The sequence below is a fragment of the Microbulbifer sp. Q7 genome, assembly GCF_001639145.1.
Lineage (GTDB): Bacteria > Pseudomonadota > Gammaproteobacteria > Pseudomonadales > Cellvibrionaceae > Microbulbifer.
Window position 1 is genome coordinate 1,993,095 of the sequence record NZ_LROY01000002.1, and the last position, 26,600, is coordinate 2,019,694.

Annotated in this window: 25 protein-coding genes and 1 riboswitch; of the genes, 16 read left to right on the forward strand and 9 right to left on the reverse strand. The window is 59.8% G+C overall.

Going from position 1 to position 26,600, the window contains the following annotated elements:
* Positions 1 to 67: 67 nt before the first annotated feature.
* From lptC to yjgA, 10 genes are all read left to right on the forward strand, one after another.
* Complete coding sequence (gene lptC, locus AU182_RS14040; RefSeq protein ID WP_066966483.1) at positions 68 to 631, forward strand: LPS export ABC transporter periplasmic protein LptC; 564 nt, start codon at positions 68 to 70, stop codon at positions 629 to 631.
* Positions 618 to 1,163, forward strand: a complete 546-nt coding sequence (gene lptA, locus AU182_RS14045; protein ID WP_066966486.1) for a lipopolysaccharide transport periplasmic protein LptA — start codon at positions 618 to 620, stop codon at positions 1,161 to 1,163. The genes lptC and lptA overlap by 14 nt, the downstream gene beginning before the upstream one ends.
* 84 nt (positions 1,164 to 1,247) lie before the next feature.
* Positions 1,248 to 1,973 carry an LPS export ABC transporter ATP-binding protein gene (gene lptB / locus AU182_RS14050; protein WP_066966489.1) on the forward strand — a complete coding sequence of 242 codons (726 nt, stop codon included), beginning with the start codon at positions 1,248 to 1,250 and terminating at the stop codon, positions 1,971 to 1,973.
* Positions 1,974 to 2,206: 233 nt separating this feature from the next.
* Complete coding sequence (locus AU182_RS14055) at positions 2,207 to 3,682, forward strand: RNA polymerase factor sigma-54 (RefSeq protein WP_066966492.1); 1,476 nt, start codon at positions 2,207 to 2,209, stop codon at positions 3,680 to 3,682.
* A gap of 169 nt (positions 3,683 to 3,851) precedes the next feature.
* Positions 3,852 to 4,145, forward strand: coding sequence for a ribosome hibernation-promoting factor, HPF/YfiA family (gene hpf, locus AU182_RS14060; protein WP_066966495.1), 294 nt, complete (start codon positions 3,852 to 3,854; stop codon positions 4,143 to 4,145).
* A gap of 54 nt (positions 4,146 to 4,199) precedes the next feature.
* Positions 4,200 to 4,661 (forward strand): PTS IIA-like nitrogen regulatory protein PtsN, encoded by a 462-nt coding sequence (gene ptsN, locus AU182_RS14065; protein WP_066966498.1) that lies wholly within the window; start codon positions 4,200 to 4,202, stop codon positions 4,659 to 4,661.
* Between the two features lie 97 nt (positions 4,662 to 4,758).
* Positions 4,759 to 5,619 carry an RNase adapter RapZ gene (rapZ, locus tag AU182_RS14070; RefSeq protein ID WP_066966501.1) on the forward strand — a complete coding sequence of 287 codons (861 nt, stop codon included), beginning with the start codon at positions 4,759 to 4,761 and terminating at the stop codon, positions 5,617 to 5,619.
* Positions 5,620 to 5,651: 32 nt separating this feature from the next.
* On the forward strand, positions 5,652 to 5,921 hold the full coding sequence (locus AU182_RS14075; RefSeq protein WP_066966504.1) for an HPr family phosphocarrier protein: 270 nt from the start codon (positions 5,652 to 5,654) through the stop codon (positions 5,919 to 5,921).
* A 99-nt stretch (positions 5,922 to 6,020) separates the two neighbouring features.
* Positions 6,021 to 7,364, forward strand: coding sequence for a magnesium transporter (mgtE, locus tag AU182_RS14080; RefSeq protein WP_369802086.1), 1,344 nt, complete (start codon positions 6,021 to 6,023; stop codon positions 7,362 to 7,364).
* 52 nt (positions 7,365 to 7,416) lie between these two features.
* Complete coding sequence (gene yjgA / locus AU182_RS14085; RefSeq protein WP_066966510.1) at positions 7,417 to 7,947, forward strand: ribosome biogenesis factor YjgA; 531 nt, start codon at positions 7,417 to 7,419, stop codon at positions 7,945 to 7,947.
* A gap of 9 nt (positions 7,948 to 7,956) precedes the next feature.
* On the opposite strand, the gene AU182_RS14090 is transcribed toward yjgA, so the two are convergent.
* The 5 genes from AU182_RS14090 to mpl all read right to left on the reverse strand — a co-directional run bounded on the left by AU182_RS14090 (position 7,957) and on the right by mpl (position 13,732).
* Positions 7,957 to 8,595, reverse strand: coding sequence for an alpha/beta fold hydrolase (locus tag AU182_RS14090; protein WP_227718278.1), 639 nt, complete (start codon positions 8,593 to 8,595; stop codon positions 7,957 to 7,959).
* A 124-nt stretch (positions 8,596 to 8,719) separates the two neighbouring features.
* Positions 8,720 to 11,344 (reverse strand): RND family transporter, encoded by a 2,625-nt coding sequence (locus tag AU182_RS14095; RefSeq protein ID WP_066966513.1) that lies wholly within the window; start codon positions 11,342 to 11,344, stop codon positions 8,720 to 8,722.
* Between the two features lie 62 nt (positions 11,345 to 11,406).
* Complete coding sequence (locus AU182_RS14100) at positions 11,407 to 11,685, reverse strand: SelT/SelW/SelH family protein (RefSeq protein WP_066966514.1); 279 nt, start codon at positions 11,683 to 11,685, stop codon at positions 11,407 to 11,409.
* A gap of 12 nt (positions 11,686 to 11,697) precedes the next feature.
* Positions 11,698 to 12,318 carry a flavin prenyltransferase UbiX gene (locus AU182_RS14105; RefSeq protein WP_066966517.1) on the reverse strand — a complete coding sequence of 207 codons (621 nt, stop codon included), beginning with the start codon at positions 12,316 to 12,318 and terminating at the stop codon, positions 11,698 to 11,700.
* A gap of 31 nt (positions 12,319 to 12,349) precedes the next feature.
* Entirely contained in the window at positions 12,350 to 13,732 is a 1,383-nt protein-coding gene (mpl, locus tag AU182_RS14110; protein ID WP_066968185.1) for a UDP-N-acetylmuramate:L-alanyl-gamma-D-glutamyl-meso-diaminopimelate ligase, read from the reverse strand.
* 368 nt (positions 13,733 to 14,100) lie between these two features.
* Here mpl and AU182_RS14115 point away from each other — a divergent pair, with 368 nt between their 5' ends.
* The gene (locus tag AU182_RS14115; protein WP_066966520.1) at positions 14,101 to 15,369 is read left to right on the forward strand and encodes a 6-phosphofructokinase; all 1,269 of its coding nucleotides are present in this window, start codon (positions 14,101 to 14,103) and stop codon (positions 15,367 to 15,369) included.
* Between the two features lie 257 nt (positions 15,370 to 15,626).
* Entirely contained in the window at positions 15,627 to 17,705 is a 2,079-nt protein-coding gene (locus AU182_RS14120; RefSeq protein WP_193754352.1) for an acyltransferase family protein, read from the forward strand.
* Between the two features lie 4 nt (positions 17,706 to 17,709).
* On the opposite strand, the gene AU182_RS14125 is transcribed toward AU182_RS14120, so the two are convergent.
* On the reverse strand, positions 17,710 to 19,098 hold the full coding sequence (locus tag AU182_RS14125; RefSeq protein ID WP_066966522.1) for a glutamine synthetase family protein: 1,389 nt from the start codon (positions 19,096 to 19,098) through the stop codon (positions 17,710 to 17,712).
* 223 nt (positions 19,099 to 19,321) lie between these two features.
* Positions 19,322 to 19,438: riboswitch (TPP riboswitch) on the forward strand.
* A gap of 60 nt (positions 19,439 to 19,498) precedes the next feature.
* On the opposite strand from AU182_RS14125, the gene AU182_RS14130 reads away from it, so the two are divergent.
* The 4 genes from AU182_RS14130 to AU182_RS14145 all read left to right on the forward strand — a co-directional run bounded on the left by AU182_RS14130 (position 19,499) and on the right by AU182_RS14145 (position 23,519).
* A complete protein-coding gene (locus AU182_RS14130) occupies positions 19,499 to 21,643 on the forward strand; it encodes a TonB-dependent receptor (protein WP_066966526.1) in 2,145 nt (714 codons plus the stop codon).
* Positions 21,644 to 21,726: 83 nt separating this feature from the next.
* Positions 21,727 to 21,987, forward strand: a complete 261-nt coding sequence (locus AU182_RS14135) for a YkoF family thiamine/hydroxymethylpyrimidine-binding protein (protein ID WP_066966529.1) — start codon at positions 21,727 to 21,729, stop codon at positions 21,985 to 21,987.
* A gap of 3 nt (positions 21,988 to 21,990) precedes the next feature.
* Complete coding sequence (gene pnuC, locus AU182_RS14140) at positions 21,991 to 22,629, forward strand: nicotinamide riboside transporter PnuC (protein WP_066966531.1); 639 nt, start codon at positions 21,991 to 21,993, stop codon at positions 22,627 to 22,629.
* Positions 22,626 to 23,519, forward strand: a complete 894-nt coding sequence (locus AU182_RS14145; protein WP_066966534.1) for a choline kinase family protein — start codon at positions 22,626 to 22,628, stop codon at positions 23,517 to 23,519. The genes pnuC and AU182_RS14145 overlap by 4 nt, the downstream gene beginning before the upstream one ends.
* Here AU182_RS14145 and AU182_RS14150 read toward each other — a convergent pair.
* The 3 genes from AU182_RS14150 to AU182_RS14160 all read right to left on the reverse strand — a co-directional run bounded on the left by AU182_RS14150 (position 23,508) and on the right by AU182_RS14160 (position 26,560).
* Positions 23,508 to 24,674 (reverse strand): iron-containing alcohol dehydrogenase, encoded by a 1,167-nt coding sequence (locus AU182_RS14150; RefSeq protein WP_066966537.1) that lies wholly within the window; start codon positions 24,672 to 24,674, stop codon positions 23,508 to 23,510. The two genes, AU182_RS14145 and AU182_RS14150, sit on opposite strands and share 12 nt — an antisense overlap.
* 45 nt (positions 24,675 to 24,719) lie before the next feature.
* Positions 24,720 to 25,100, reverse strand: coding sequence for a hypothetical protein (locus AU182_RS14155; RefSeq protein ID WP_153039236.1), 381 nt, complete (start codon positions 25,098 to 25,100; stop codon positions 24,720 to 24,722).
* A gap of 62 nt (positions 25,101 to 25,162) precedes the next feature.
* Positions 25,163 to 26,560 (reverse strand): aldehyde dehydrogenase family protein, encoded by a 1,398-nt coding sequence (locus tag AU182_RS14160; protein WP_066966543.1) that lies wholly within the window; start codon positions 26,558 to 26,560, stop codon positions 25,163 to 25,165.
* Between the last annotated feature and the right edge of the window lie 40 nt (positions 26,561 to 26,600).

Sequence of the window (26,600 nt, forward strand, 5' to 3'; positions counted from 1 at the left end):
CACCAACACAGACTAACTGTCAGGCCCCGTTTGACGGGCTGGCAGGCTAACAGGAAACACTCGATACATGCGCACCTGGCTACCACTGGTGATTGTGGTGATGCTGATTTCCCTGGGGCTCTGGTTCGCCGAGAGCCCGCCGGAACAGCTGATGGGCAAGCGCCCCACCCAGCAGGAACACAACAGGGCCGCGGACCTTATCATCCGGGGCGCCCGCACGCGTCACTACGATGTGAACGGCAACCTCGCTTATGAAGTCGATGCCGAGCGCGTCACTTTTTTCCAGTTTGCCCGACGCGACCGGGCAGATCTCACTGAGCCGCGCATGATGTTTTACCAGGGTGAAGACTCCCGCTGGCGCACGGAATCGCGCTCTGGTGTCGCCTACAACAATGGGCAAAGGGTCGTACTGAAGGGGGATGTCTCCATCAAGGAGCTGCCGGGGCCAGGTATTACCCTGCGGACACCGAAAATCGAAATCAGGCCTCGCGAAGAATTCGCCGAGACTGACAAAGTTGTTACCATTACCGACGGCCCCAACCTCACAACCGGCAAGGGCCTCCGCGCCGATCTAAAACAAGACAAGGTGGAAATTCTGTCCGATGTGGAAAGCCGCTATGAAGTCCGCTAATACCGCCCGCACACTGCTCGCAACCACGTTGGCGGCGGTGGTCGCGCTGGCCAGCCTGCAGGCGCAGGCTCTACCCAATGATCGCCAGCAGCCTGTGAAAGTATCCGCCGACAACCTGGAGGCCAACCGCAGCAAAAACCTCTCGGTCTATAGCGGCAATGTGGTCATTACTCAGGGCTCCCTACAGATCCGCGCAGACCGGGTCGAGGTACACGGCAATGCCAGCGGCGAAATCCGCAAGGTGGTCGCCGTCGGCACCCCTGCCCATTTCCAGCAGCAAGTGGAAGAAAGCACCAGCCCGGTCAAGGCGCGCGCCCGGCGAATTGAATTTCTGGTGAGCACCGATGCCCTGCAGCTGACCGGTGAAGCCTTCGTCGACCGGGACGGCAACACCCTCTCCGCCGAGCGCATCGATTACGACCTCAATAGCGAGCAGATGCAGGCCCAGGGCCAATCGGAGAAGAAGCGCGTGGAAATGATCTGGAAGCCCGAAGCGCAGCCCGCCCCCAAACCGGTCGAAGACGGCCAGTAGGCCATCCGCCCCATGGGGCCAGCGCCTGCAGAACTCACCAGACAGATGTGGCCATTGCCACTGCACTAGATACCGGAATTCGCCATGCCGACGCTCAAAGCGTTACATCTCGCCAAGCAGTACAAAAAACGCAAAGTCGTTCAGGATGTGTCCGTGAGCGTATCCAGCGGGCAGGTGGTGGGCCTGCTGGGCCCCAATGGTGCCGGCAAGACCACGTGTTTCTACATGATCGCCGGCCTGGTCCAGGCGGATGCCGGCCAGGTCATGATCGACGACGAAGATATCACCGGTCTTTCCATGCACGGCCGCGCCCGCAAGGGCATTGGCTACCTGCCTCAGGAAGCATCGGTATTCCGCCGCCTGACCGTGGCGGACAACATTCTCGCCATTCTCGAAACCCGCAAGGACCTCAACCGTAGCCAGCGTATGGCGCAACTTGAGGCCCTGCTGGAGGAATTCCACATCACCCACATCCGCGACAGCCTGGGGATGGCGCTGTCCGGCGGCGAGCGCCGTCGCGTTGAAATTGCGCGGGCCCTGGCGACCAACCCCGCCTTTGTCCTGCTGGATGAACCCTTTGCCGGTGTCGACCCCATCTCGGTCAACGATATCAAGCAAATTATCCGCCATCTGCGGGACCGCGGTATCGGCGTACTGATTACCGACCACAATGTGCGCGAAACCCTGGATATCTGCGAGACCGCATTTATCGTCAGCGAGGGGCATATCATCGCCCACGGTGACCCAAGAGACGTGGCAGAAAACAAACAGGTGAAAGATGTCTATCTGGGACACGAATTCACCATTTAAGCGGTTTGCTAGGGGTTCATCTGCCCCGCGCCCCATTCTGTAGGCCGCTATCACACACAGCAACCTTGTGACCGGATCCACAAAAATTTTCGGCATGCTTATTGCTTAAGCTGCCTCTTGTGTTCCGATTTGCCGCAAGGTAGTCTGCAGGAAATGAGCTTTACGCCGCCGTATCAAGCATCAAATCTGCTGCGGCGGGCCAACGCCAGAATTTTCTGCCGGCAAACCCCCATATGAAGCAGTCACTCCAGTTAAAACTCGGCACACAGCTGACAATGACACCGCAATTGCAACAGGCGATCCGCCTGCTGCAATTGTCGACGCTGGATCTGCAACAGGAAATCCAGTCCGCCCTAGACAGCAACCCCCTGCTGGAATCCGACTTCGACGAACACGCCGGCGAATCCCATCAGGACCAGAACACCCCCGCGCAATCCGAAACCAAAGAGCCGGAAACCCGTGCGCAGGAAGCTGCCCGAGAGACGCAAAGCGAGTCTACGGCCGAGGGTGACTGGAACAGCGAAATCCCGGACGACCTGCCAGTCGATACCCGCTGGGACGACATTTACACCGGCGGTAGCTACAGCGGTGGCGATGGCGATGAGTACGCGCTGGAACAGCGCAACGCGGCCTCCGAAAGCCTGCAGGACCACCTGCTTTGGCAGTTAAACCTGACCCCGCTGACGGATATCGACAAGCTGATCGGCGAAACCCTGATCGACGCCATTGCCCCCAACGGTTTCCTCGACGCGGACCTCGACGAGGTGGCCGCAACCTTCGAGGTGGAGGCCGACGAGGTGCTGACCGTACTGAAAACCATTCAGCAGCTGGAACCCGCGGGCTGTGGCGCCCGCGACCTGCGCGAGAGCCTGCTATTGCAATTGCGCCAGTTGCCGGAGGAGACACCGTGGATCACCGAGGCCCTGCTGGTAGTGAGCCAGCACCTCGACCTGCTGGGCAAGCGGGACTTCCGCCAGCTGACCCGCCGCACGCGGCTCAACGAGTCACAGCTAGGCGAGGTCATGCGACTGATCCAGACCCTCACCCCGTATCCAGGGGAAGCCTTCGGCGGTGAAGAACCCCAGTATGTGGTGCCCGATGTGATCGTCAGCCGCAAGCACAATCGCTGGGTGGTCGAGCTCAACCCGGAAACCACCCCCAAGCTGCGTATCAATGACACCTATGCCTCACTGATCAAACGCGCCGACAATTCCAGTGACAACAATTACCTGCGCGACAACCTCCAGGAAGCACGCTGGTTCCTGAAAAGCCTGCAAAGCCGCCACGAGACACTGCTCAAGGTAGCCAGCTGCATTGTGGAAAAACAGCAGGGCTTCTTTGAGCTGGGGCCGGAGGGTATGAAACCCATGGTACTGGCGAACATTGCCGAGACCATCGGCATGCACGAGTCGACCATTTCCCGGGTAACCACCCAGAAGTACATGCTCACGCCCCGCGGCGTCTTCGAGCTGAAATACTTCTTCTCCAGCCATGTGAGCACCGACTCCGGGGAGGATGCCTCATCCACCGCCATCCGCGCCCTGATCCGTAAGCTGATTGATGCCGAACAGCCACGCAAACCGCTGTCAGACAACAAAATCACCCAGGAACTGGACTCCCAGGGTATTAAAGTCGCGCGGCGCACGGTCGCCAAGTACCGAGAATCCATGGGTATTCCCTCGTCCAGCGAGAGAAAGCGACTGGTTTAACTGCAGCAGTCACTGATTGCGGGAATTTCCTTCGTCGCCTGCACACTTTCTGTACAACCAATGGCTATACATTGAGTGTATCCTTCCATTCTGGCGCACTTCCTAGTAGGGTTGCCGCCCTGTGCGGGGGTCCAGCCAGATTTGTGTTGCACCCGATGAGGAGAAATCCATGCAGATCAATATCAGTGGCCACCATGTAGACGTTACTCCGGCCATTCGCGATTACTGCCAGACCAAACTGGACAAGCTCTCCCGCCACAATGACCTGATTACCAATACTCAGGTCATCCTTTCCGTCGACAAACTGATCCAGAAAGCCGAGGCACGGGTTCACGTGAACGGCAACAAGGATATTTTTGCCGATTCGGAATCTGAGGACATGTACGCAGCGATCGATTCGCTGACTGACAAACTCGACCGGCAACTGCTGAAACACAAAGAGAAGTTGCGCAGTCACCGCTAGTCGTAACACAACCAGGTTACCGGCTGGCCTGCACCGCTAGATCATCAGTACGTTATGACATTGGAAGCATTACTCTCTCCCCGCCTGAGCCTTTGCCATCTGGCGGGGAGCAGCAAAAAAAAGCTGTTACTCAACATCGCCCAGGCGATTTCAGAGCAACATCCCGATCTGGACTCTGACACGATCTTCAACCAGCTGGTCGCCCGGGAGCGCCTCGGCTCTACCGGTATCGGCGAGGGTGTCGCCATTCCTCACTGTCGCCTGCCCGGTTGTGCGGGCCCGATCGGCGTACTCTGCACCACATCCCCGGCGGTGGACTTCGATGCCATCGACCGCCAACCGGTGGACTTGCTGTTTGCCCTGTTGGTACCCGAAGACTCGGACCAGGAGCACCTGGACACCCTCGCCGAAATTGCTGCCCTGTTCAGCGACAGCCGCGTACGTGAAAAGCTGCGCGCGGCCACCACCAGCGACGAACTATACGCACTGGCCATCAACAGCGCTGCCGCGGCATAATAGGCCGCGAATGCCGGCGACAGCCCGTTGCCGGTGCCGCTCAAGTTAGCCACTCTGGCCGCATACTGCGCCGGATTCAGCAAGGAGTGCGTGTTCTATGCGACTGGTCATAATCAGCGGCCGCTCGGGCTCCGGAAAGAGCTCCGCGCTGCAACTGCTGGAAGATGTTGGCTTCAATTGCATCGACAACCTCCCGGCCAGCCTGCTGCCCGAACTCATCCGCCGAGTCGCCGAGCAACCCTCCCAAGAAAACACCCAGCTGGCGCTTGGCATCGACGCCCGCAACCTGTGGCACGATGTGCGTCAGGCTCCCAAGGTCATCAACGACCTGCGCGACAGCGGCATCGATTGCGACGTCATCTACCTGGATGCGCGCTCGCCGGTACTGGTGCAACGATTCAGCGAGACCCGCCGCAAACACCCCCTGAGCGACAGCCACACCCACCTGCTTGAAGCGCTCAATCGCGAGAAGGAGCTGCTGGCACCGCTCGCGTCCATGGCCGACCTGGTCATTGATACCAGCAGCCTCAGCCTGCACCAGCTGCGCGACCAGATGAAATCCCGGGTCGTGGGCAAAGACTCGCCCGGCATGGCCATCCTGTTCCAGTCCTTTGGTTTCAAGCACGGTGTGCCCGTCGATGCAGACCTGGTGTTTGACCTGCGCTGCCTGCCCAACCCCTACTGGATACCGGAACTGCGCAACAAAACCGGCATGGACCCGGAAGTGGCCGAATTCCTGCAGTCTCACCAGGAGACCAGGGATATGCAGCGAGACATCACCCAGTTCCTGGAACGCTGGCTACCCAGTTATCAGCAAAGCAACCGCAGCTATACCTCGGTATCAATCGGTTGCACTGGCGGCCGCCACCGCTCGGTGTACATGGTGGAGCAGCTGGCCAAAGCCTTTGCCGGGATTTTCGAGAATATCCAGGTTCGACACCGCGAACAGCAAAAATGAGCCCGGGCCGGAGCATACGATAGATACCCACCATGCAAAAAAGCCGCATCACCATTATCAATAAACTGGGGCTACACGCGCGCGCCGCGAGCAAGTTTGCCCAGACCAGCGCGCGCTTTTCCTCTGAAGTGAAAGTGCACTGCCAGGGCAAGGCCGTGGACGGCAAAAGCGTGATGGCACTCATGCTGCTTGCCGCGGGCAAAGGCGTGGAGCTGGAACTGGAAATCTGCGGCCGCGATGAAGATGCGGCGCACGAGGCCATCTGCCTGCTGATTAACGACCGCTTTGGTGAGGGCGAATAAAAAGGCGCCTGCCGCCCCCCTTTCTACCCTTATAATGCCGGCCCTCGCAGTACCCCCCAACAAGCAGGTGTTTACGTGCCCAAGCCCTCCAACGCCGACATCTCATTCCGCGCTCAGAACCAGCTCGGTGCGCTGTATGCGGCGCTGGACAGTGGCACCGGGCGGGAAGTGCAGCGCATGCTGTCCTCACTCTCCCCGCAAAGCATCGCCCAGCTGCTCGAGAGCTCGCCGCCGCGCATCCGCCAGGTACTGTGGAAACTGATCGACCGCGAGGTCGAGGGCGAGGTACTGCAGGAGCTGCCGGACGAGGTACAGAGCCAGATTCTCTCGACCATGGACACCGAGGAAATGGTGGCCGTGATGGAGGGCCTAGATGCGGACGATGTGGCAGACATCCTCCAGCAATTACCCGAACGGGTGATGGCGGAAGTACTCTCTGCCATGAGCGAGCACGACCGCCAGCGGGTGGAAGACGTCCTCGCTTACGACGAGGAAACCGCCGGCGGCCTGATGGACACGGAAATTGTCTCCGTGCGCCCCAACCTGCACCTCGATGTGGTGCTGCGCTACCTGCGCCGCCACGAGCAGCTGCCCGAATCCACCGACAACCTGTTTGTGGTCAACCGCAAAGACCGCTTTATCGGCCTGCTGCCACTGACCAAACTACTGACCACAGATCCCTCCGTCACCGTACGTGAAATCATGATCACCGACGTGGACCCCATTCCCGCCGATATGCCGGACGACGAAGTGGCTCGCCTGTTTACCAAATACGACTGGATTACCGCGCCGGTGGTGGACGAGGAAAATCGCCTGCTGGGGCGGATCACCATCGACGACGTGGTCGATGTGATCCGGGAGGACGCCGACCACTCGCTGATGAGCCTGGCGGGCCTCGACGAGGAAGAGGACACCTTCGCACCGGTAAAACGCACCGCGCCCCGTCGCGCAATCTGGCTCGGCATCAACCTGCTCACCGCCCTGCTCGCTTCCTGGGTCATCAACCTGTTTCAGGACACCATCGACAAGGTGGTGGCCCTCGCCGTACTGATGCCGATTGTCGCCAGTATGGGCGGTGTCGCCGGCAGCCAGACCCTCACGGTCATCATTCGCGGCATGGCCCTTGGCCAGGTCGGGCGCAGTAACCTGAGCTGGCTCCTGTCCCGTGAGCTGGCCAGTGGCGCGCTGAATGCGATTCTTTGGGCCGCGGTGATGGGCGGTATCGCCGCGCTCTGGTTTGGCGATACCCGCATTGCCCTGATTATCATAGCGGCCATGGTCATCAACCTGGTCACCGCGGCCTTCGCCGGTACTATCCTACCGGTGGCCCTGCGTGCCCTGCGCATCGACCCCGCCCTGGCCGGCGGCGTGGCCCTGACCACGGTCACCGATGTGGTGGGCTTTATGTCTTTCCTCGGCCTCGCGACCTGGTTTTTTATTTGACGCGCAGCCTATTCAGGTTCCGTTTACCCCAGTACTGTTTCAGAGATATACCATGCACAATTCAGATGATCCCGGCGCTTTTGACGAATTTGAGGACGAGAATTTCAAAAGCAAAACCCAGGTCAAGCAGGAAATGCACGAGCTGCAGGCACTCGGCAAGCAGCTGACCGAGCTGAACCCGGCGAAGCTGGCCGAGGTCCCCATGGATGCGGTGCTGAGCGAGGCCATCGACACCATGCACCGGATCAAGTCCCGGGAAGCGCGCCGCCGCCAGTTGCAGTACATCGGCAAACTCATGCGCAAGGCCGATGTCGAGGCGATCCAGGCGGTACTGGAGAAGCACCGGGAACAGGACCACCTGCACCTGCGTTTTGACCGCATGGCGGAAGAATGGCGGGAACGGTTACTGGAACAGGGGAAAGAGGCGCAGAGTGCGTTTTTCGACGCCCATCCCGGTGCCGATCACCAGCAGGTGCGCGCCCTGATTCGCGAAGCCAACAAAGAAATCGCGAACAAAAAAGCGCCGACCAACCAGCGCAAGCTGTTTCGCTATCTGCGGGACTTCTTCATGCAGGAAAGCTGATCCGTCGGGTCAGCGCCCGCCAGGGTCCTCCAGTGCGCCGGTGAGTTCGGTGCGGACAATGTCGATCACTTTCGGGTTCTGGGGCACCCACCGGTGAAGGCTGACCGGGACCTGATAGGTATTCCCGATCGGCAGGCGCGAGCTGGTGCGGGGCACAATGGTGGCGTCGTACGGCGTCCAGATGGATACGGGCGCAGCGCCTTCCAACACTGCGGCATCCCGGTTCAGATTGCTCAGGAATTCACTGCCGATGCGCAGTTGCCGTCCGCCTTTGTAGGGCAACAGGTGCGCCCACAGACTGCCGAAGTGGGGACTGGAGAGAGCGATGAACTTGTGCACCTTTTCTGCGCCGCCCAGTCTCTGCAGATAGTAGCGCGCCACAATTCCCCCCATGCTGAAGCCTACCAGTGCGCAGCTCTCATCCTCGCGGGTCATTGCCTCCACCAGGTCGCGCAACTGTGCCGCCATCGGCTCCATCCCATACCAGCCACTATTGGTCTGTAACCGGATGGTGCGCGCGACAAAACCTGACCGCTCCAACGCGCCCTGCATCCTTTGCATCGACCTGCCCCGGTCGAAAATCCCGGGAATCAGTATCGCAATACGGCTCTTCATCATTTCCGCAAGATCCACCCAGTCACGAATCATCCTTCTCCACCCATTAAGGTTAGAAGGCAATAGTGCTGCGCGAAAACGAAATCGGGCCCGGAGGTAGAACCCCCGGGCCCGAATAATCAATCAACCGTCATCGAGTGGCGTCGGATCGGCCCGCTCAGCCGGCACAGGCCTCAACGGCCGCTGCGGGCTTTCCCGGCCCGTTGCCCTCCGCAGGCTTGGGTAGCGGCTTGATCAGTACCAGCAACAACGGCAGCAGCGTCAGGGACCCCAGCAGGGCCGCCGACATGGCCAGCGCCGTCAGTAAACCAAAGTAGATGGACGGCACAAACTTTGACAGCGCCAGAATCGAGAAGCCGGCGATGATGGTAATGGCGGTGTAAAACATCGCGCGACCGATGGTGGCGTGGCTGCGGTGCATGGTCGCAATATAGTCACCGTCTTTGGCAAATTCCGCGCGGAACCGGTAAAGATAATGGATCGCGTGGTCTACGCCGATGCCCACGGTAATCGCAGCAATGGTAATGGTCATCATATCCAGCGGGATATTCGCCAGGCCCATCCCGCCGAGCACCACACAGGCTGCCAGCATGTTGGGCACCAGGGCAATCACCGCCAGCGACAGCGAGCGGAACAGCACCAGGAACATCAGCAAAATACCCGCGAACACCGCGCCCAGCGTCAGGATCTGCGACTTAAACAGGCTTTGCAGCATGTTGTTGTACAGCACCAGCATGCCGGTCTGGCGGATGTTTTCCGGCGCGATGCCCATTTCATTTTCCGCGTAGGCATAAATACGGCGAATCAATTCATCCCGGCGCAAGTTAGGATCGGTTTCCATCACACGCATGGTGATTCTGGCCTGCTGTGCCTGCGGGGACCAATAGGGGTTTACCAGCACCTGGTTGATTTCCTCCGGCAGGCTCTGGCGGGCAATGGCCAGCTCGAAGTCATTGAGACCGCCGTCATTCAGGTCCTGCGCCACTTTGTACAGGGTGGCCAGTGACTGGACCTTGCCGATTTCCGGCTGGGCTTCGAGGAAGTCGTGCAACTGCTCAATCTGGTTCAGGCCCGCCACAGTAAACCAGTAGGCGTCAGGGTCCTGGCTTTCACTGCCGCTCGCGGCAAAGGGGTCGTCTGCGGCAAACGGATCCTCCGCGGCAAATGGATCCGCCTCAGCCTCTGCCTCTGCCTCTGCCGCGTCATCCTCACTGGAGAACTCCGCTGCAAAGGGATCCTCCTCGCCCTCGAACGCCGGCGCGGCCTCCTCCGGTTTGTTCAACACCACGTCCAGGTTGATGGTTCCGCCGAGGCGCTGGTCGATCACCAGCATACCCTGATGGATCTCTGTGGAGTCGTCGAAGTAATCGATAAAGCGGTTTTCCACTTTGAGGCGTGAGATACCCACCGCACTGATAATGGCCGCCACCACCGCCACCCCAAGCACCACACCTTTATGATGTTCAGCGAAACGGGAAAACACCTGGGTAAAGGCATGCGAATTATCCGCACCCTGGCCCGCATCACGCTTGCGCAACAACATCAGGCTCGCGGGAATGATCAGGAATGAAAGCACCAGTGCCACGGTCACGCCCATGGTCATCATCCAGCCGAAGTCGATGACCGGGCGGATACCACTGACCACCAGGGAGATAAATGCCACCATGGTCGTGAGCCCGGTATACAGGCAGGGCTTTGCCATAAACGCCACGGTGGCAGAGGCTAGCTGGAAACGATCCCACTCCGGATGCTCGGCAAAATACTCCCGGTAGCGCACCGCCAGATGGATGGTGATCGCCAGGGTAATGATCAGCAGCAGGGCCACGAAGTTGGCGGAGATCACCGTCAGGCGCCAGTCGAGCCAGGACAGCAGGCCGAGCATAATAACGGCAGTGGTCACACAGGTAGTCAGGGGCAACAGTACCCAGCGGGCCTGCCGGAAAATCAGCAGCAGCGTCACCACGATAAAGATCAGGATGCCCGCACCAAATACCATCAGGTCGCTCTGGATAAACGCGATCATATCCGAGGTAATCATGGTGAGGCCGCCGAGAAACAGCTCGGCGCTGCCCTCATACTGGGTGAGAATTTCGCGCACCTCCTGCACCCGATCACGCGCCGCATCTTCCTGCGCGGTGCGGTGTTGCAAATACTCCGCCGACACTGCTTCCAGGCGCTGTGCCTGCGCGGCGTCCAGACCAGATTCGTTGCGCTGGCGTCGCAGGGCATCCCGCTCACGCACCAGGTCCAGCCCTTTCTGGTCCAGCGTCAGGTTGAGCATCATGGCGGTGGTCTCGCCATCGGCGCTCATAATCAGGTCTTTATAAATAGGGCTTTCGAGAAATTCCTGGCGCGCCAGCTCCCGGTCCACTTCCGGTGAGGACAGAGTGCGAATCCCATCGGCCACTTCGGTAATCGACAGCTTCGGGCTGTACAGCAGCGGCACGTTCAGCACCGACTGCACACTGGCAACGCCCTCCACCATGGCCAGCTCGTCCTGCAAGCGCCGCATGGTCGCCAGTGACTCGTCACTGAACAGGTCGCCCCCTTTATAGCGATAGGTCACCACGAGGAAATCCCCGGAGTTGTAGCGCTCGGATATTTCGCGGAAAAAATCCAGCGAATCGTCGGTTTCCAGGGTCAGTGAATCTGCCGAAGCATCCAGCTTAAAGCGCGGCAGGCCGGCAGCAGCCGCCAGGGTGAGCAATGCCACCAGCGCCAGTATGATTTTCGGGTGTCCGAGAACCAGTTTTTCGTACCAGGTCTTCAAGCCCAACAGCATAATTAATTCGCTTTTGTTTTAGAAAATGCGCACCAGAGACGGTGCAAGTTTGTTCTGGGAAATCACGATGACTTATCCACATGGCCCAGATCACGCTCGGGAAAAAGTACGTCACGCACTTTTTGCTTCAACGCTTTTGGCCCGGGAAAGCCACCATCCCGCTTGCGCTCCCAGATCAGCTGGTCGCCCACATGGATTTCAAAGACACCGCCACTACCGGGCTTCAGCACCACCTGTTCCAGGTCTTCGGCAAAGGTGTACAGCAGCTCCTGCGCCATCCAGGTCGCGCGCAACATCCAGTTGCACTGCACGCAGTAATGAATGGTGACCGTCTTTTGCATCACGGGTTGCACTCAGCTGCTCCCCCAGGCTGGCAGCAATGATTGCTCAACGCCCAGCTGGCTCAGGATGCGGGCCACCACAAAATCTACCAGGTCTTCCACCGACTGAGGCTTCTGGTAAAAGCCCGGGCTCGCCGGCAGGATCACCGCGCCCATGCGGGTGAGCTTCAGCATATTCTCCAGGTGAATTTCCGAATACGGCGCCTCGCGCGGCACCAGGATCAATTGTCGGCGCTCTTTCAGCGCGACATCCGCCGCACGCTCAACCAGGTTGTTGGAAGCACCGCAGGCAATCGCCGACAGGGTGCCGCCGCTCGCCGGGCAGATCACCAGACTGCTGGCGGCACCGGTGCCAGATGCCACGGGCGAGAACCAGTCGCGCTTGCCGAACAAGGTCAACTGCCCCGGCTGGGCGCCGTACAACTCACCCAGAAAACGCGCCGTATCGGCTTCGTCTTCCGGCAGGGACACACTGGTTTCCGTGTCAATCACAATACGTGCGGCATCGGAAAGAAGCAGCCATACCCGCACGCGCGACGCCAGCAGGCACTGCAACAGGCGCAGTCCGTACTGGGCGCCGGAGGCACCGGTGATCGCCAGGGTTACTGTCTTGGGAAAAATCGGCTCAGCCAAAAAAAGATTCCGTGTCCGCCCGAACGTGGGGTTAGTTGTCGTATTTCTGTTGCAGCGCCTGCAGCAGCCGCTGGTGCACACCACCAAAGCCACCGTTACTCATCACGATCACGTGACTACCGGGGCCTGACAGGTCGAGCACGGATTCTACCGCAGCGTCGATACTGTGGAGAACCTTCGCCGGCACCGTGGAATGGTGGACCACTTCGTCCAGTGACCAGTCCATACCCTCTGGCTGGTACCAGAGCACGAGATCCGCCCCCGCGCAGGCGCGCGCCAACTGATTCTGGTGGTGCCCCATACGCATGGTATTGGATCGCGGTTCAATCAATGCGATGACTCGATCGCCACCGACCTTGGCGCGCAGTCCGTTAAGTGTGGTTTCAATGGCGGTGGGGTGGTGGGCAAAGTCATCGTAGAGCCGTATGCCCTGAACTTCTCCCAGGCACTCCATGCGCCGCTTCACACCGCCAAACTTGCCCAATGCTTCGGCGGCCACCGCCGGCTCGACCCCGACGTGACGGGCGGCCGCCATCACCGCAAGGCCGTTCTTGACGCTGTGCAACCCGGTCTGATCCCACTCCACGGTGCCCACGGTGCTGCCCTGCAGCTGCACATCGAAGCGACTGCCGTCCGCGGCCACATTCACCGCGCACCAGTCTCCCATACACGGGCGCTCGCCCTGTGCCACGTCAAAGCGCTGCACTTCGCTCCAGCAACCCTGTTCCAGCACCTGGGTCACGGCATCTTCCTGAGCGGCGATCACCAGGCCGCTGCCGGGCACCGTGCGCACCAGGTGATGGAACTGTTTCTGGATCGCGGCCAGGTCTTCAAAAATGTCCGCGTGATCAAACTCCAGATTGTTGATCACCAGCGTGCGCGGGCGGTAATGGACAAACTTGGAGCGCTTGTCAAAAAAGGCGGTGTCGTACTCGTCGGCTTCGACCACAAAAAAAGGCGTGCTGCCCAAGCGCGCCGACACATCAAAGTTTTGCGGCACCCCGCCAATCAGGAACCCCGGGTCCATGCCCGCATAGTCCAGTACCCAGGCCAGCATGCTGGCGGTGGTGGTCTTGCCGTGGGTGCCGGCTACCGCGAGTACCCAGCGCCCACCCAGGAAATGATCGCACAACCACTGCGCACCGGAGGTATAGGCCAGCCCCTTCTCCAGTACCGCCTCTACCGCGGGATTTCCCCGCGACAGGGCGTTGCCAATAATCACCAGGTCGGGCGCCGGATCCAGCTGTGCGGGATCGTAGCCTTCGGTCAGGGCGATCCCGGCACGCTCCAGCTGGGTACTCATGGGCGGATACACATTGGCATCGGAGCCCGTGACCTTGTGGCCCTCGGCCACCGCCAGCTGCGCCAGGCTACCCATGAAAGTGCCGCAGATGCCTAGAATATGAATATGCATGCCAATTTGTTCACTCTGTTCACTACCAATACGTGCGATTACCACCACCCGCACCGGCCTCTCAGTGGACCGGCTGTTCACGCAATCATTCTCCAACGGCGGGCAAATTTTCGACAATCCCTGTGGCTCGGCGCGCTTTTTGCTTGCTTCCCTGTCAATGGCCGGGATCGCCCGCAGCGCCTGAAATACCGACGCCGCGCAAGCTTATCACGGCACTTCGCCGCAGTACGTGTCGAAGGCCCGCAATTCCATGCAATTGCCATGGGAATACATTAGACTTCGCGCCGCGTGAGGTAGCCGTCAAGAGCCACCCGCCTGCACCACCCCCACGCCGAGGGTGACTTTAGACGAGAAGCCATAGGATAGACATGTCGAAGAAGAATGCCTTTTACGCGCAATCCGGCGGCGTTACCGCCGTTATCAACGCCTCCGCCTGCGGAGTCATCGAGACTGCCCGCCAGCACGGCGACAAGATTGGCAAGGTGTACGCCGGCCTCAACGGTATTGTGGGTGCCCTCAAGGAAGAGCTGATCGATGTCAGCCAGGAATCCACCGAGACCATCGCTGCCCTGCGCCACACCCCATCCGGTGCCTTTGGCTCCTGCCGCTACAAACTGAAGTGCCTGGAGCAGAACCGCGCCGAATACGAGCGCCTGATCGAGGTGTTCAAGGCCCACGATATCGGCTACTTCTTCTATAACGGTGGCGGCGACTCCGCCGACACCTGCCTCAAGATCTCCCAGCTGTCGGAAAAGATGGGCTACCCGATCCAGGCCATTCATATCCCGAAGACGGTGGACAACGACCTGCCGTTTACCGACAACAGCCCGGGCTTTGGCTCCGTGGCCAAGTATGTGGCCGTTTCCACCAAGGAAGCCGCCCTCGACGTGGCCTCTATGTGCGCCACCTCGACCAAGGTATTCATCGTGGAAGTCATGGGTCGCCACGCGGGCTGGATTGCCGCCGCCGGCGCCCTGGCCCAGGAACAGGAAGGCGATGCCCCGCACATCATCCTGCTGCCGGAAGTGGCCTTCGACAAAGAAAAGTTCCTGGCCAAGGTACAGCAGACTGTTGCCGACAAGGGCTACTGCGTGATCGTCGCCTCTGAGGGCGCCCAGTACGCCGATGGCACCTTCCTCGCCGACGCCGGCAGTGTGGATGCTTTTGGCCACAAACAGCTGGGCGGTGTCGCGCCCACCCTGGCGAAAATGGTGAAGGACGAGCTGGGCTTCAAATACCACTGGGCCCTGGCCGACTACCTGCAGCGGGCAGCACGCCACATTGCGTCTGCCACCGACGTGGAGCAAGCCTACGCCGTGGGCAAGGCCGCGGTGGAAGCGGCGGTTGCCGGCAAAAATGCCATCATGCCCACCATCGAACGCAATGGCACCACCACCGCAGATTACAGCTGGACCATTGGCGAGGCACCCCTGGCCGAAGTGGCGAATGTCGAGAAGTTCATGCCCAAGGAATTTATTTCCGAGGACGGCTTTGGCATCACCGAGGCCGGACGCAACTATCTCGAACCCCTCATTCAGGGGGAAGACTACCCGCCCTACAAAAACGGCATTCCGCAGTACGCACGCCTGAAGAAAGCGCTGGTGGAGAAGAAACTGAGTGACAGCTTCGCCGTATAAGGTGTGACTTCCCGCCCCGGGCCGCCATCAGGCCCAGGGCGCCTTCTCCTCCCTCTCCTTCTCCTTCTCCTCGTCCACTTCCTACCCCTCTTCCTCCCCCCCCTGGCGAGCTGCACAGGTTCACACTCCCGTCACCCGGCGCACGTATTTCCATACCGCAAGGTGGTAGAATTGCGCGCCTCCGCGTCTGTGCCGAAAGGGCGCCAGAGACGCACCGTTTTACCCTGAATGAAGTGAATTTGCGGGACATTATTCAATTGGCTGGCAACAAGCAAATCAATGGTTACCGCCCGGATATCGACGGCCTGCGGGCTCTGGCAGTATTGCCGGTAGTACTTGGCCATGCGGGCCTCCCGGGCTTTTCCGGCGGCTTTATCGGCGTCGATGTATTTTTCGTCATATCCGGATTTCTGATCACCAGTATCCTGATCCGGGAAGTCACCAGCGGTGAATTCTCCCTGGCGAGCTTCTACGAACGCCGCGCCCGCCGGATCCTGCCCGCACTGTTTGCGATGATGCTGGCCTGCGTGGTCGCCGGCTGGCTGCTGATGCCACCAGATGCCTTTGGTGCTTTGGGCCGCTCGCTGATCGCGGCCGTGCTGTTTCTTTCCAACGTCTGGTTTTTGCGCAGCACCGAGGACTACTTTGGCACGGCCGCGGAGTGGGAGCCGCTGTTGCACACCTGGTCCCTGTCGGTTGAGGAGCAGTTCTACCTGGGCTTTCCTCTGCTGCTGTGCCTGTTGGCCCGCGGGCCTCGAGCCCGCATGCTCACTGGGGTCGCCATCGCGACCGTGGCTTCACTACTTTTCGCCGTGTGGCAAACCCGGACCGCGCCCACAGCGGCCTACTTCCTAACGCCTGCACGGATGTGGGAACTGGGTGCCGGCGCCCTGCTTGCCATGGGCGCCCTGCCGAAGTTGCAGCAGCGCAGTACGGCCGAGTTTATTGCCCTCGCCGGGCTGCTGATGATCACCAGCGGCGTGTTCCTGTACGACTCACAAACCCCCTTCCCCGGAACGGCAGCGCTATTGCCCGTACTGGGTGCTGTGGCCCTGATATGGGCCGGTGAAGCCCCGGGCAACCGGGTTTCCCGAGTGCTCGGCAACCGCCTGCTCGTCGGTATCGGACTGATTTCCTACTCGCTGTACCTGTGGCACTGGCCGGTGCTGGTGGGCCTGCGTCTGCTGCAAGGCAGCGCCCACCTCCCGACAACTGTTGCGCTGTTTGCGGTGGCGCTTTCCCTGCTTATTGCCTGGGCCAGCTGGAAATATATCGAACAGCCATTTCGCGGTGGCCGGGCAGCCAAGGTACCCCGCCCCCAGCTGGTAAGGTTCTCCTTGGCCTCGTCCCTGTTGCTCGTTGGCATCGGCGCGACCATCAAGACGTACGACGGCTTTCCACTCCGTTTGCCAGATCCTTATCTTGCCACCTACCAGCAGGCGTTCAGCGGAATCGACCGTCAGGAGCGCTGCATGGAGAAATCTCCCGCGGCAAATCTGTGCTCGATCGGCCAGGATCCCCTCGATCGCTCACAAAAAAACGGCGTTTTCTTGTGGGGAGATTCTCATGCTGCGGCCTGGCTCCCGGGCTTTGACCGGCTGCACACAGAAAAGAAATCCATCGGCATGGCGGCGCTCAAATCCGGCTGCCCACCGTTACTCGGGCTGTACCGACCGGACAAGTCCCGCTCGCACAGCTGTGACCAATTCAATGATCAGGCGCTGTCGCTGTTGCAGACAAGGGAAGACCTCCCCGTCGTTGTGCTGGCCGCGCGCTGGGCAATGGCGAGCGAAGGAACCCGCCCCGAGGGCGGTGACGACATGCTGCTGGAGCCTGTTGCGACCCGGACTAGCCCCATCCCCAGCTGGGCCACGCAGGCAACGGAAACCCGCAGAGCAGCAATGGTTGCTGATGCACTCGACCGCACGGTCGCAGCCATTCGCGCCACCGGACGGCAGGTGGTGCTGATCAAGGGCGTCCCTGAAATTGACCACTCCGTTCCGGCCGCTCTGGCCAGAGCGGCCTTTGGCGGAAGCGCTCTCGGCGCAGGACCCCCAGTCAGCCGTGTGGAAAAACGGCACCGGCAGGCCGACAAGGTGATCGACCTGGTAGCTGAACGCCATGGCGTCTATACACTGAACCCGCGAGAAATGATGTGCGACGACAACTGTCAAATCGCCATCGACGGCAAACTCCTTTACCGGGACGACGACCACCTGACGGTATTTGCGGCCCGCCAGCTGCTGCCAGCATTAGCCGAGCGGGCACCGCCGATCAAAGAACTGGGGCGCGTGCTTCTGTCAGAGCGGGACAGGCTCAGCCCTCCGCAGGGCTGAGCCTCTACACATTCAACAACAGGTGCTGGCGCTCCCAGGGGGAAATCTCCCGATGGAACAGGCGCATTTCCTCGTACTTCACTGCCGCATACAGCTGGCAGAATTCTTCACCCAGGGCCTGACGCAACTCGTCCGCATCGTCAAAGATCCGCAGCGCCTCGTCGAAGGTCAGCGGAATATAGAAATTATCTTCCTGCTCCTCATTGAGTTCCGACGCGGCCGGGGCACTGGGCTCGACACCGTTGATCATGCCGAGATAGCCACATACCAGACTGGCGGCAATCGCCAGATACGGGTTGGAATCCACCCCCACCACCCGGTTTTCCAGACGGCGATCCTGAGCGCCGGAATTGGGGACACGCAGCCCGGTGGCACGGTTGTCGTAGCCCCAGCCGATATTGGTGGGCGCACTGGAGTTCGCCTCGGATTCAAAACGTCGATAGGAGTTCACATTCGGGGCGATAAACGGCATCACTTCCCGCATATGCTTCTGGGTGCCGCCGATAAAATAGCGGAACAGGTCCGAAGCACTGCCGTCGTCCGCGGAGAACACGTTTTTGCCGGTCTCGATATCCACCACGCTCTGGTGAATATGCATGGCGCTACCGGGCTGGTCGCGCATAGGCTTGGCCATAAAGGTGGCGAACATGCCGTTTTTTAGTGCCGCCTCGCGGATGATGCGCTTGAAGTAAAACACCTGGTCCGCCAGCAGCAGCGGGTCGCCGTGGGTCAGGTTGAACTCCACCTGCCCGGCACCATCTTCCTGAATCACCGAATCGATATGCAGGCCGGCGGCCTCGGCAAATTCGTAAATGGTGTCGATCACCGGGCCGTACTCGTCGATCGCGGTCATGGAGTACGACTGCAGCGATGTACCCGAACGGCCGTTGCGTCCCACCGGCGGCTGGATCGGCTCATTGGGGTCCACGTTCGGACGGGTCAGGTAAAACTCCAGTTCCGGAGCCACAATCGGCTGCCAGCCGCGCTCCCGATACATGCCAATTACCCGCTTCAGCACATTGCGCGGCGCGCAGGGAATGGGGTTGCCGTCGAGATCCTGCAGGTCGTGAATGATCTGCAGCGCCGGGGTCTTCGCCCAGGGCACCGCCATGGCGGTGGACATGTCCGCGACCAGCGCCATATCACTTTCCGCCCACTGGTTTTCAATCGCCATCTCCACGTCCTGACCGGTAATGGTCTGGTAGAAAATGGAGATGGGCAGGAAAATCGGTGCATCCGGCGAGAACTTGTTCAGCGGCATCGCTTTGCCGCGGGACATACCGTTCAGATCCGGGACTATGCACTCCACCTCGTCCAGACGGCGCCCGTTCAGGTACGCGAGGAAGGCTTCGGGCAGGGTTTCCAGCCAGGAATTTGCATCGGGCTGACTCATACAGGCTCCAGTACATTGGATAAGAGTCCGCAGTGTAAAGGAATCTGCCGCCTAGCAAATCCAGCCAGCTAAAAAAAACCGTTGTGTGATAAAGACCTGGCACAGCCAGTACCGTCATGCCCGCTGCAACCATCACAACGAATCGGCTCTGCCCACCAGCCAGATAACCCGCGCGGCCCCGCCGCAGTTCCTGTGCCAACGTATATCTGATAGCATCGCGCCGGTAAAACCTAAGGGGTGGCAAATGCCTGAGATGCTGCCGGTTCCAAACGACCCGGCCCCGCAAACCCTTGAACCTGATCCGGCTAATACCGGCGTAGGAATAGGTAGTCCTCCAGCTCTCCTCTTCACGTCGCGCACCGGGTCTCTCACCGACATCACTGACATCACTGAGAGAGCCATGAATATCGATAACCGCAGCAAATCCAATATCCAACCGCTTGCCCGGGCGATCGGCCTTGCCGTCGCAATGACCAGCAGTGCCACTCTGGCCGAAACCGCCCTCGAGGAGGTGGTAGTTACCGGCCAGCTGCGCGCGGCCGGCCAGTTCGATACTCCCACCAGTGTCAGCGTGCTGGATGCCAGCGCCATCGAAACCCGCGGCGCCACCAACCTGGAGCAACTGCTGAACCTGGCCCCGAACGTGAACTTCTCCAGCGGTGCCTCCCGGGGCCGCTTTGTGCAGATTCGCGGTATTGGTGAGCGCAGCCAGTTTATCGACCCGGTCAATCCCTCCGTGGGCCTGATCGTCGACGGTATCGACTTTACCGGCCTGGGCCTCGCCGCCAGCACCCTCGACATGCAGCAGGTAGAAATCCTGCGCGGCCCCCAGGGCACGGTATACGGTGCGAACGCCCTGGCCGGTCTGGTCAGCATGACCAGTCACGCGCCGACCGCCGAGAACTATACAAAAGTCTCCGCAGAAGCCGCCCGCTACGGCTCCCACACCCTGTCCGCCGTCACCAGCGGCCCGCTGTCCGAGCAGCTGGGCTACCGCTTCGCGGTCCAGAACCAGCAGTCTGACGGCTACGTGCACAACCGTTACCTGAACCGCAAAGACACCAACAACATCGACGAGACCGTGGCGCGCGGCAAGTTGCGCTATCAGGCCAGCGATGACCTGCAGCTGGATTTCACCCTGCTTTACCTGGATGCGGACAACGGCTACGACGCCTTTAGTTTCGACAACTCCCGCAATACCCTCTCCGACCAGCCCGGCTGGGACCGCCAGCAAACCCTCGCCGGCGCGGTCAGCACAACCTGGAGTGGCAGCCCGCTGTTCACCGTCAAGTCTGTACTGAGCGCCGCCAGTTCCGACACCGAATACGGCTACGACGAAGACTGGACCTACGTGGGCTTCCACCCCTGGGAATACAGCTCCACCGATAACTACCAGCGCGAGCGCGACAACCTGAGTGCCGACGTGCGCCTGGTCTCCACCGACGAGAGCCGCCTGTTCGGTGGCAGCACCGACTGGGTGGCCGGGGTATATTTACGCACCGAAGAAGAAGGGCTCGAACGCAACGCCAGTTTCACCAGTCAGTTCGACACCGACAATGCCGCGCTTTACGGGCAGTTGAATACCGCCCTGGGCGCGCGCGTTGAACTGATTACCGGCCTGCGCCTGGAGCAGCGCCGCGCGGACTACAGTGACAATCTGCAGGTGGCCAATCGCAACGACGAAAGCCTGTGGGGTGGCAATATCACCCTGCAATTCAGCGCGACCGACAGCACCATGCTCTACGGCACCCTGTCGCGCGGCTACAAGGCGGGTGGTGTGAACGGACGGATTATCTCGGCGTCCGCGAACAACCCTGCCATCGGGGAAGATACCTACCTGTTCGACACCGAAAGCATGCTGAACTACGAGCTGGGCATAAAAGGCGACTGGCTGGAAAACCGATTGCAGGCGCAGCTGGCGGCCTTTTATCAGGACCGCAGCGACGTCCAGGCCAAACAGTCCATCTTCAACCCGGACGATTTCTCCTTCGACGACTACCTGACCAACGCCGCGGGTGGATACAGCAGCGGTATCGAAGCCGAGTTCCAGTTCCAGGCATCCGAAGCCCTGCAGCTATTCGCCACCTTCGGCTGGCTGAACGCCGAGTTCGATGATTTCGTTACCGCCGCACATGTGGATGCACGGGATGACTCCACCGGTGAAGCGCTTCCGCCGGTAAACCTCGACGGCCGCGACCTGGCCCACGCGCCGAATTACCAGTTCTTTACCGGTGCGGAATACGCGCTGAGCAGCAACCTCACGGCGCGCGTGGAACTGGAGGGCAAGGACGACTTCTATTTTTCCAACAGCCACAACGAGAAGTCCACCGCCTACGAGCTGGTCAATGCGAAGCTGACCTACCGCGAGGACCGCTGGCATGTCTCCCTGTGGGGCAGAAACCTCACCGATGAGTTGGTGTACACCCGCGGCTTCTATTTCAGCAACCAGTTTGGCAACAACCCGGCCAATGGCTACGCGCCGGAAGCCTACTACCAGCTGGGTGAACCACGCACGGCGGGCATCTCCGGCAGCTATACATTTTGATGTAATGAACTTGCGGTGAAGGTGCCGGTAGCGGCACCGCCCCGATTCAGATAAATACCACTCGCGAAAACAGGTCCCTTGATATGCAACTCTCCGTAGAAATCAGCATGTACCCGCTGAAAGACGAGTACATTCCGGCCATCAAGGATTTTATCCAGCGGCTGAACGAACAGCCGCAACTACAGGTGATCTCTAACACCATGAGCACCCAGGTATTTGGTGATTACGATGTGGTAATGGATGTGCTGAAAGCGGAAATGCGCAAGTCCTGGGAGCAGTTCGGGCGCGCGATTTTCGTGTGCAAATTTATCGACGGCGACCTGAACCCGAATATCGGACTCTGATCCATGCTCAGCCCGGAAATCCACGAAGCCATCGCCAGCGCCTACGCGGCCATGACCCTGTGGGAAGTGGCGGCGGTGCTGTTGGCGCTCGCCTACCTGCTACTGGCCATGCGGGAAAACATCCTGTGCTGGTACGCCGCCTTCGCCAGCACCGCAATTTACCTGTTCCTGTTCTGGGATGTCAGTTTGCTGATGGAATCCGCCCTGCAGATTTTTTATCTGCTGATGGCCATCTATGGCTGGTGGCAGTGGCGACATCGGAAGAGTGACGGCAAAACACTGCATATTCACCGCTGGTCGGCCACCATGCACCTGAGCGCCTTCGCCGCCATCGGTGTGCTTACCCTGGTGTTCGGCTACCTGCTCGACCAATACACCAGTGCCGTGCTGCCCTACCTGGATTCATTCACGACCTGGGGCGCCGTGGTTACCACCTATATGGTGACCCGCAAGGTACTGGAGAACTGGCTCTACTGGATTGTCATCGATGGCGCCGCCATCTATCTGTACATTGACCGCGAACTCTATCTCACCGCCCTGCTGTTTGTGCTGTATGTGGTTCTGGTGATTATCGGCTTTATACAGTGGTACCGGCTGTACCAGCAACAACACGACGCTCAGGAGCAGGCAGTTACCGCATGAGGGCGGAGGCAGAGCGACTGCTCGCCACAGAGTGGCGCCACTGGAGCGATACCCCAGCGCAATGTATTAAGGCGCTGGAGGGCGGGCTGACCAACACGAGTTTTTTGATTGACGCCAGCGGACAAAAAATGGTGCTGCGTATCAACGCAGCGAACTCCGACGCCCTGGACCTGAATCGGGCGGCTGAAGCAAACGCGCTGCGACTGGCAAGTGATCAGAATCTGTGTGCCCCATTGATCTACGTCGACGCGGATTATCGCTTCATCGTCACGGGTTTTATCGAGGGAAATCAGCTCGAACTCTCTCAATCCACACACATTGCCGAGCTCGCGCAATTTCTGCGGCAGATTCACCGGCTACCGACGATTCCAACCCAGTTGAACATCGCCAGCAAGGCCCACCAGTACTGGCAGTCTATCGCCCAAAATTCTGCCTTTTTTCTTGAGCTTTCCAGGCTGCACCAATGCATGCAACCACTGCTCGAGCAAACCCACGCGCAGCCCAACAGCAGGTGCCTCTGCCACAACGATTTACTGCCCGCCAACCTGTTTATGGATCATAGCGGACATATTAAGGCGATTGACTGGGAGTACGCCGCCACCGGCGATCCGTTTTTCGATCTCGCAACAATTGTGCAAGGTTACGCTCTTAACCTGTCGCGTCAGCGCTTACTACTCTGTGAATATTTGCAGCGCCCGCCAACCCACGCGGAACTTTCCAGGCTGAACCACTGGCAGAAAATTTATCGCTACCTGTCAGTACTCTGGTATGCGCTGCAATCTGAGCAGCCCGGCTTTTCGCGCACACACAGGCTGGCCGTTCAGCAGGAAATATCGAATCTGCAGGCAAGTTTCGACAGACCTTCTCACCCAAACACGTCATTCGATTGAGCCCCGGCAGGCCGCGATAAACACTTCCCGATACTTATCCGCTGAAAATGGCAACGGATTACTCGCAGCCGAAGGGTCCTGCACAGCCATTTGCGCGACCCGATCGGCGTCTTCTTCGTCGATGCCGATTTCCCCTAGGCTGTGGGGAATACCCAGGTCGCGCCGCAGGAATAGAACCCAGTCCAGCACGCCCTGGTAGCCGGCGCTGGGCAGTGCCAGGTAACGGGACAGCCGGCTCATGGGTTCTTCGATGGCCACGCGATTGGCGGCCAGCACGTAGGGCATCAGGATGGCATTGAGCAGCCCGTGGTGCTTGTCAAACAGTGCACCGAGCGGATGGGCCAGCGCGTGCATGGCACCGAGCCCACGCTGAAACGCGGTGGCACCCATGCTGGAGGCCACCAGCATTTGCATGCGGGCCTCGAGGTCGTTGCCGTCGGCCACCGCCCGCGGCAGATACACGTGGATCAGGCGCATGGCCTCCAGCGCGATTGCTTCTGCCATGGGGTGGAAATTGTTCGCACAGAAGGCTTCAAGATTATGCGACAGCGCATCCATGCCAGTGGCTGCGGTGATCGGGGCCGGCAACCCGAGGGTGAGTTCCGGGTCGAGCAGCACGATGGCCGGCAGCATGCGCGGGTGGAAAATGATTTTCTTCAGTCTGGCCTGTTCGTCGGTAATTACCGAGGAGCGACCCACTTCAGAGCCGGTTCCGGCGGTGGTAGGCACGGCAATCACCGGCACCATCCCCTGGGCATTTACCTTGAGGTAATTGTCCCCCACATCCTCAAATGCCCAGATGGGGTGTGTCTGCCCCACCATCAAGGCAATGGCCTTTCCCGCATCCAATGCAGAACCGCCCCCCAGTGCGATCACGCCATCACAACCGTGCGCCTTGAAGGTAGCGACCCCATCGCTCACATTGGTGCCGGTGGGGTTCCCCTTGATCTCGCTGAATACCGTCAGCGGTAACCCGGCCACCAGACAGTTTTCCACAATGCCCTGAAGCATCGGCAGCGCCGCCAGGCCCGGGTCGGTAACCAGCAGAGGCGTGGCCATGCCCATCTCCCGGCACAAGTGCGGCAACTCACTAATGCGACCGGGACCGACACGCATGGCGGTGGGGTAATTCCAGTTGGTGAAATAGTTACCCATTTATATGGACTCTTTCAGATTTCGCTGTGCGAACAATTCCGCGGATTACTGGCGTGTTACGTGAACAGATTCAATCATTTCGATGACGGGCGCATAATCCGCCGTATCGCAGTCACTCTTGTAACCCGCGCTCAGAAAATAATCGCCATTCAGCAAAAGCCAATTCGCGTGACAGCCATCTTCAAGCTCGAATGGAATAAAGTAACCGGAAAAATCTCCGATCTGAATGGATGAAACTGGCAACCCTCTCTCTTCATAGGTTTCCAGAAATACGCTCAGATTCTGGGTACTGCCACGAACGTATTTTGCATACATCACCAACTGTGCTTTTTGATCGCTTCTGGTCAAATAAGCGGCCCCCGTATCTTCATGCTTTTCCAGAGTCCACTGATCACTTAATACCAATGAAGCATCATTTATAGACACCTGGTCTGCGAAGGACGAGAGTGGGAGCAACGCAAGACAAACCGAGGAAGCGCTTAAACATTTCATGGGTGATCCTTCAGGTGGAACGATTTGGGGCGGGTAAGATACTCAAAACCAATACCAGACAAGGTGCAGCCGCGGCCGGAATTTTTTACCCCGGTCCAGGCCAGAGCCGGGTCGAGATAATCGCAGCGATTTAAAAACACCGTGCCGGTCTGCAATTCATCCCCCAGGGCCAGTGCGGCCTCCTCGTCTGCGGAATAGATGGCTGCGGTCAGGCCGTATTCGCTGTCGTTCATCAGCGCCAGCGCCTCCGCATCATCGGCCACCGACATCACCCCTAGCACGGGGCCAAAGGATTCCTCGCTCATAATGCGCATACTGTGATCGACGTTGGTGAGCAACTGCGGAGCCATGTAGGCACTACCCCGCTGATCGAGTTCGAACGCGCCATCGTCAATCCATGTCCGCGCGCCCTGCGCCACCGCCTCGTCGATCTGGTCGCGCACAAAGTCCGCCGCGCGGGCACGCACCATGGGACCCAGGGTGGTTTCCTGATCGTCGGGACGACCGAGCCGATAGCCGCGGATCAGCGCCGCCGCACGCTCAACAAATTCATCAAACAGGGTGTGGTGGACATACAGCCGCTCGATACCACAGCAGGACTGCCCGGAATTGAAGTAGGCGCCGTCCACCACCGACGCCACCACTCTGTCGAGATCCGCATCCGCGCGCACGTACGCCGGATCCTTGCCGCCCAGTTCGAGGCCCACGGAAAGAAAACGCCCCGCGGCCGCCGCCTCCACCGCCGCCCCGCCGGCGACCGACCCGGTGAAGGCAACGTGCTGAACGCCCCCATTGATGATCATCTGCTCCGCGTCCCGATGATCCAGGTGCAGGTATTGAAACACCCCTTGTGGAAGACCGGCCTCAGCAAAGGCATTCACCAGCCGCTCCGCGCACAACGGCGTTTGTGCGGAGTGTTTGAGAATGACGCTGTTCCCTGCCAGCAGGGCGGGCACCACCGCATTAATCGCGGTGAGGTAGGGATAATTCCAGGGCGCAATAACGAAGCAGACCCCCAGTGGCTCGCGGCGAATAAACCGGTGAAACCCTTTCTTCTCCGGCAGCTGCATGTCGCGCAGTGGACTTTCTGCGGACTCCGCCAGCTCAGCCATGTACAGAGCGCGCTCGGCGAGACCCTCGATTTCACCACCGGCGAAGGCAATCGGGCGGCCCATCTGCCAGCAAACCTCTTCCGCTAACGGCGCCTTGAGGGCAAGCAGGTGATCCACCGCCGCGCGCACCAGTGCCGCGCGCTCGGCGACCGATACCTGCCGCCAGCCCAGTTGCGCGCCCTGGGCACGGTTCAGTGCGTTCTGGATTTCATAGTCTGTGGCCAGCGGTCGCTCGACATAAATGCTGTTATCGACCGGCGAGATACACTGGAGTTTTTGCATGGGAACAATGGCTTCCTGCCTGAATCACGCAACGCCTGAT